This window comes from Barnesiella sp. CU968, assembly GCF_905219685.1.
GTDB lineage: Bacteria > Bacteroidota > Bacteroidia > Bacteroidales > Muribaculaceae > Lepagella > Lepagella muris_A.
The window spans coordinates 1-5,327 of record NZ_CAJMXD010000206.1 but is presented as its reverse complement, the minus strand read 5'-3'; the positions used below and the strand labels follow the sequence as shown (position 1 = coordinate 5,327).

The following is a 5,327-nucleotide window of genomic DNA, read 5'->3' as shown; positions in this document are numbered from 1 at the left end:
AGGTAGCACCACCCACACGGCGTGACTTGACCTCCACCTGAGGAGTCACGTTCTCAAGAGCCTTTTTCCAGATCTCAAGCGCTGTCTTCTCCTCGTTGGGCATTTTTGACTTCACAGTCTCCAATGCGTTATAGAAAATAGTGAAAGCTGTGTTCTTCTTTCCGTCAAACATCAGATGGTTCACGAACTTTGTCACTTTGACATCGTGGAAGACGGGATCGGGAAGAACAACCCTTTTCTTTGGCTTTGCTTTTCTCATTTTTGCTTGTTTAATGTTTTTGTTTTTGGCTGCTTTTGCAATCTTCAACACCGCTCTCTTGCGGAGTTTACTCAACCATAGCCATCCAATAAATCAAAAACTGTTGGTTTACGATTTGATTGTTAATGTAAGATCAGCTTGTTATTTCTTAGCTGCTTTAGGACGCTTTGCTCCATATTTGGAACGACGCTGAGTGCGACCCTGAACTCCGGCTGTGTCAAGTGTGCCACGCACGATATGGTAGCGAACACCGGGGAGATCCTTCACACGACCACCGCGAACCATCACGATAGAGTGCTCCTGAAGGTTGTGTCCTTCTCCGGGAATGTAGCTGTTCACTTCCTTGCCGTTCGTAAGGCGCACACGCGCCACCTTTCTCATTGCCGAGTTAGGCTTCTTAGGGGTGGTCGTGTAGACACGCACACACACGCCGCGGCGCTGAGGACAGGAATCCAATGCGGGCGACTTGCTCTTGTCTTTGAGAACAGTGCGTCCTTTTCTTACTAATTGCTGAATTGTTGGCATTCTTAGTCTCTTTTTTTGATTTATTTGGTTTGTAACTGTTTGTCTTATGCTTTAGCCCAAATCCCATCATACACCATTATGTGTACTAAACAATTGAAACCCAATCATTTAGACACAATAATCGATAAATTCGCTCCTAAAGCGATGCAAAAATACTAAAAATTAGCGTATTAGCCAAAACTTTTCAAAAAAAAATTATTTGAAACGCGCGGCAGAACGATAAATAGTATCAAAGATTCTGCGGTCAACATCGGTAAGCGCAAGTCCGCGCCTCTGCATCACCATTCCCGCCGTATCCATAAATTTATCAATGCTGACATTATCAAAGCCGCCTTCCGGAGAACCGCTGGAGAAACTCGGAATAAACGTACGCGGAAAACCAGCCCCGTGAAGATTCACTCCAACCCCTACAACCGTAGCGGTATTGAACATCGTATTGATCCCCGCTTTCGAATGATCACCCATTATCAGTCCGCAGAACTGCAGATCCGTACGCATGAACCGCTGGGTATGATAATTCCATATACGGATTTTAGTATAGTCATTTTTAAGATTGGACGCATTCGCTCCCGCACCGAGGTTACACCACTCTCCTATGACAGCGTTCCCGAGATAACCGTCATGCGCTTTATTACTGAAACCGAACATGACAGCATTATCAAGCTCACCCCCTACCTTGCAGTAAGGACCAATGGTAGTTGAACCATATACCTTGGCCCCCATCCTGACAACAGCATTGTCACACAAGGCAACGGGACCGCGCAGACACGCTCCCTCCATGACCACGGCATCCTTTCCTATATATATAGGACCATTCTTCACATTCAGCACGGCTCCCTCCACAACGGCACCATCCTCTATATATATACGAGGCATCCCCCCGGACGACTCCACCGAACCGATAATCGTCACCGAAGCATCAGGCGCCTGCCCTTTGCCACGTTTCGCCAACAAATCATAATCGCGGCAGATTTCCTGACCGTTCTCTCGAAAAACATCATAAACATATTGTATTCTCGACACCTCGTCACCCTCGACCGAGGATTCCGCAGGATCAAGTTCACCGAACTGCCGGAGACTGCCTCGGAATGCGACAAGCCCACTGCGGTCCCTAAGAGCCCCGCCGGATTCAAGTGCCAACACCCGCGCCGCAAGATCCTCATCAGGAAGCACGTTACCGGCGACAAAAACGGCCTCCTCATCAGCCGACACGGCAACAGGAAACTTCTCACCAAGATATTCCGTAGTCTTATACGAATAATTTCCCGGCAGATAATGTTCCCACTTTTCACGAATAGTCATTATTCCCACCCTGAAATCCGCGACAGGACGAGTATACGACAAAGGAAGAAGATTCTCGAAAGATTCAAAGGTGTCGAAAAGCACCACTTTCACCTCATTGTTCATTGAATCAAGATTAGTTCTGTTTTTGAAACAAAAGTACTTAAAATTCCCCAAATACACAACCATACGATAAAAAACAACAACGGCACACAATTTCACAATTGCCTGCCGCTCTGTGATTTTTTAAACTTTGCCGGCTTTCACAAGCAAACGTCAGTCTTACTCAACCACTAACTTACAAATTTATATCACTATTACTTAAAAGATTTTTTGACTTGCCATCTTTATCACTACCGGAAGAACTCCGGCTTTTTACATTGCAAAGTTAATTCAAATTTTGAAATAATTCAAAAATTTTCACTCCAAATTTATCAAAAATTTGTTAATTTTTTCTTTTTTACACATAATTATTCTATTTTGCCCTCAATAACGGGCAAATAATTGCACAATGCAGAAAACCCGGGTTTTGTTTTTAAATTAATATGCGTATATTTGTCTGCAAATATGTTTTAGATGACAAAGAGAAGATAAGAATTCAATCACATATGAAAAAGAACGCACAATATCTTGCCAACCTGAGGTTGGCTATGAAAGAGCACGCTATCGACTGCGTGATCATATCCGGAACAGATCCCCACCAGAGCGAACTGCCGCCGATGCACTGGCGTGGAAGGGAATGGCTAACAGGATTCGAATCGGAAAACGGAACAAACGGTACGGCGGTAGTCATGTCCGACAAGGCTTATGTATGGACAGATTCGCGCTATTTCATTCAGGCAACAGAGCAACTGCGGGACACCGGTTTCGAGATGATGAAGGAAGACGGACCTGATGCCGTGAATCTAATCGACTGGGTTACGGAACACCTGAACACCGGTCAGACTGTAGCTATCGACGGAATGACATTTTCCATATCATGGACACAGCGACTCGAACAGGAACTGAACGACAACGGCATAAGACTCAACGACCGCTTCACACCTTTCGACACCATATGGACAGACAGACCCGAACGTCCCAAAAACAAACTGTTCGTGCATGATGAAAAAATCGTGGGTGAAACCACAGACAGCAAGATAACACGTCTCATGCAGGCGGTAAAAGGAGAACTTGCCAACGCAATCCTCCTCTCGGCACTTGATGACATCGCATGGGCAACAAATCTGCGTACGGCAGGCGACATCGCGTTCTCCCCCATTTTCGTGGCATACCTTTATGTTGACGACAACCGCAGAATCCTATTTATTGACAAGGAAAAACTCAGCGTTGAAGTCGACGCACATCTAAGCAGATACGGCATCGACGTCATGCCCTACGACTCCGTACTGGATTTTGCCGCGACACTTCCCAAAGAGACAAGACTGCTGATAGATCCCGAAAAGACCTCACGCAGTCTCTACGACAGCCTGAGCTGCACCCCTGTGTTCGGAGGGGGTGATGTCGCCAAACTCAAAAGCGTCAAAAACGCCACCATGATAGAAAACATAAAGACCGCGATGCGCAAAGATGGCGTCGCCCTGACCAGATTCTTCATGATGGCAGAACGTGAATACCCGCAGGGAAAACTCACGGAAGTGGGTCTCGGCAAAGAATTGCGCGCGCTGCGCCTTGCCGACGCATCATGCGTTGACGAGAGCTTCGCACCGATTCTCGGATGGAATGAACACGGTGCCATCGTGCACTATGAAGCAACCGAGGAAACCGACATTCCGATAACAGGCAACGGTCTGCTTCTTGTGGATTCCGGCGGACAATACACTTATGGCACCACAGACATAACACGCACCATCGCACTCGGCACTCCGACTGCAGAACAACGCCATGATTTCACACTCGTACTGAAAGGACACATAGCTTTGTCACGTGCCGTATTCCCCAAAGGGACACGCGGCACACAGCTCGACGCACTCGCACGCCAGTACCTGTGGGCTGAGGGAAAGGCATATTATCACGGCACGGGACACGGTGTCGGATTCTTCATAAACTGTCACGAGGGTCCTCAAGGCATAAGACTCAACGATGTGCCCACACCTCTTGAACCGGGAATGATACTCAGCAACGAACCGGGACTCTATCTTGAAGGGGAATACGGCATCCGCACAGAAAACCTTTTAGCTGTGGAACCGTTCGAGACCACCCGGTTCGGAGATTTCTACCGTTTCGAGACACTCACCCTCTTTCCATATGACACTTCTCTGATCGAAAAAGAGATCATGACTCCCGAAGAGACCGAATGGGTAAACGCATATCACCGCAAAGTATATGCCGAACTATCGCCCCTTCTTGACAACGAAGAGCAGAAATGGCTTGCCGGGAAGTGCAAAGAAATATAAATTATAAATATGGATATATATTATATTAATGAGCGACACGGCATGAAAGCCTGAAACAGGAAACCAGACCAAAAAAAATACGAACAACAAAACATAAATAACAAACAATGGCATTGATAAGATCAGTAAGAGGCTTCACACCTGAAATCGGGAAGCATTGTTTTCTGGCGGAAAACGCCACGATTGTGGGAGACGTCGTCATCGGAGACGAATGCAGCATCTGGTTCAACACCGTATTGCGCGGCGACGTCAATTCAATCAGAGTCGGAGACCGCGTCAACATCCAGGACGGCAGTGTGCTTCACACACTCTATCAGAAATCGACCATAGAAATCGGCAACGATGTCTCTATCGGACACAACGTGGTGATACACGGGGCAAAGATACACGATTACGCCCTTATCGGCATGGGAGCCGTTGTAATGGATGACGCTGTTGTCGGAGAAGGAGCCCTTGTGGCGGCAGGCTCCGTAGTGCTCAGCCGCACACAGATAGGACCCCACGAGATGTGGGCAGGCTCGCCGGCGAAATTCATAAAGATGGTAGAACCGGAAAAAGCGAAAGAGATGAACGTAAAGATAGCGAAAAATTATCTTATGTATTCCAAATGGTATGAGCAAGATGCGGAAGAAACAAACCCTTCTGCCGATATCTTATAAATTTTTAGCGAATTTTTGTCAAAAAATTTTGTCATATTTGGAAGATTGTATAATTTTGCATCGCTTTATGTCGCCGGGGCCTGCATGTTGCCTTCCGGAGACGAGCCAAATAATTAACAGAAACTAAAAATTAACAGCACAAAACATGATTAGCGGACCAGTAAAAGAAGGCGAAAACAGCGAGAAAGCACGCAAGAAGTTCAAACG

Annotated in this window: 4 protein-coding genes and 1 pseudogene; 2 read left to right on the top strand and 3 right to left on the bottom strand. The window is 46.6% G+C overall.

Annotated elements, in window-relative coordinates; translation table 11 throughout:
• The 3 genes and pseudogenes from JX312_RS08775 to JX312_RS08765 form a co-directional block, all read right to left on the bottom strand.
• Window positions 1–259, bottom strand: a pseudogene (locus JX312_RS08775) (30S ribosomal protein S7); the annotation flags it as partial.
• Between the two features lie 141 nt (window positions 260–400).
• A complete protein-coding gene (gene rpsL, locus JX312_RS08770; RefSeq protein ID WP_123404936.1) occupies window positions 401–784 on the bottom strand; it encodes a 30S ribosomal protein S12 in 384 nt (127 codons plus the stop codon).
• Between the two features lie 195 nt (window positions 785–979).
• Window positions 980–2,191, bottom strand: coding sequence for a putative sugar nucleotidyl transferase (locus JX312_RS08765; RefSeq protein WP_204457737.1), 1,212 nt, complete (start codon window positions 2,189–2,191; stop codon window positions 980–982).
• Window positions 2,192–2,673: 482 nt separating this feature from the next.
• Between JX312_RS08765 and JX312_RS08760 the strand changes: the two genes are divergently transcribed.
• Both JX312_RS08760 and JX312_RS08755 read left to right on the top strand, forming a co-directional pair.
• Window positions 2,674–4,461, top strand: coding sequence for an aminopeptidase P family protein (locus tag JX312_RS08760; RefSeq protein ID WP_204457736.1), 1,788 nt, complete (start codon window positions 2,674–2,676; stop codon window positions 4,459–4,461).
• A 107-nt stretch (window positions 4,462–4,568) separates the two neighbouring features.
• On the top strand, window positions 4,569–5,120 hold the full coding sequence (locus JX312_RS08755; protein ID WP_123404931.1) for a gamma carbonic anhydrase family protein: 552 nt from the start codon (window positions 4,569–4,571) through the stop codon (window positions 5,118–5,120).
• Window positions 5,121–5,327: the final 207 nt, after the last annotated feature.

Coding starts and splice junctions, on each gene's coding strand:
- rpsL (WP_123404936.1), bottom strand. CDS start 784: ATGCCAACAATTCAGCAATTAGTAAGAAAAGGACGCACTGTTCTCAAA.
- JX312_RS08765 (WP_204457737.1), bottom strand. CDS start 2,191: ATGAACAATGAGGTGAAAGTGGTGCTTTTCGACACCTTTGAATCTTTC.
- JX312_RS08760 (WP_204457736.1), top strand. CDS start 2,674: ATGAAAAAGAACGCACAATATCTTGCCAACCTGAGGTTGGCTATGAAA.
- JX312_RS08755 (WP_123404931.1), top strand. CDS start 4,569: ATGGCATTGATAAGATCAGTAAGAGGCTTCACACCTGAAATCGGGAAG.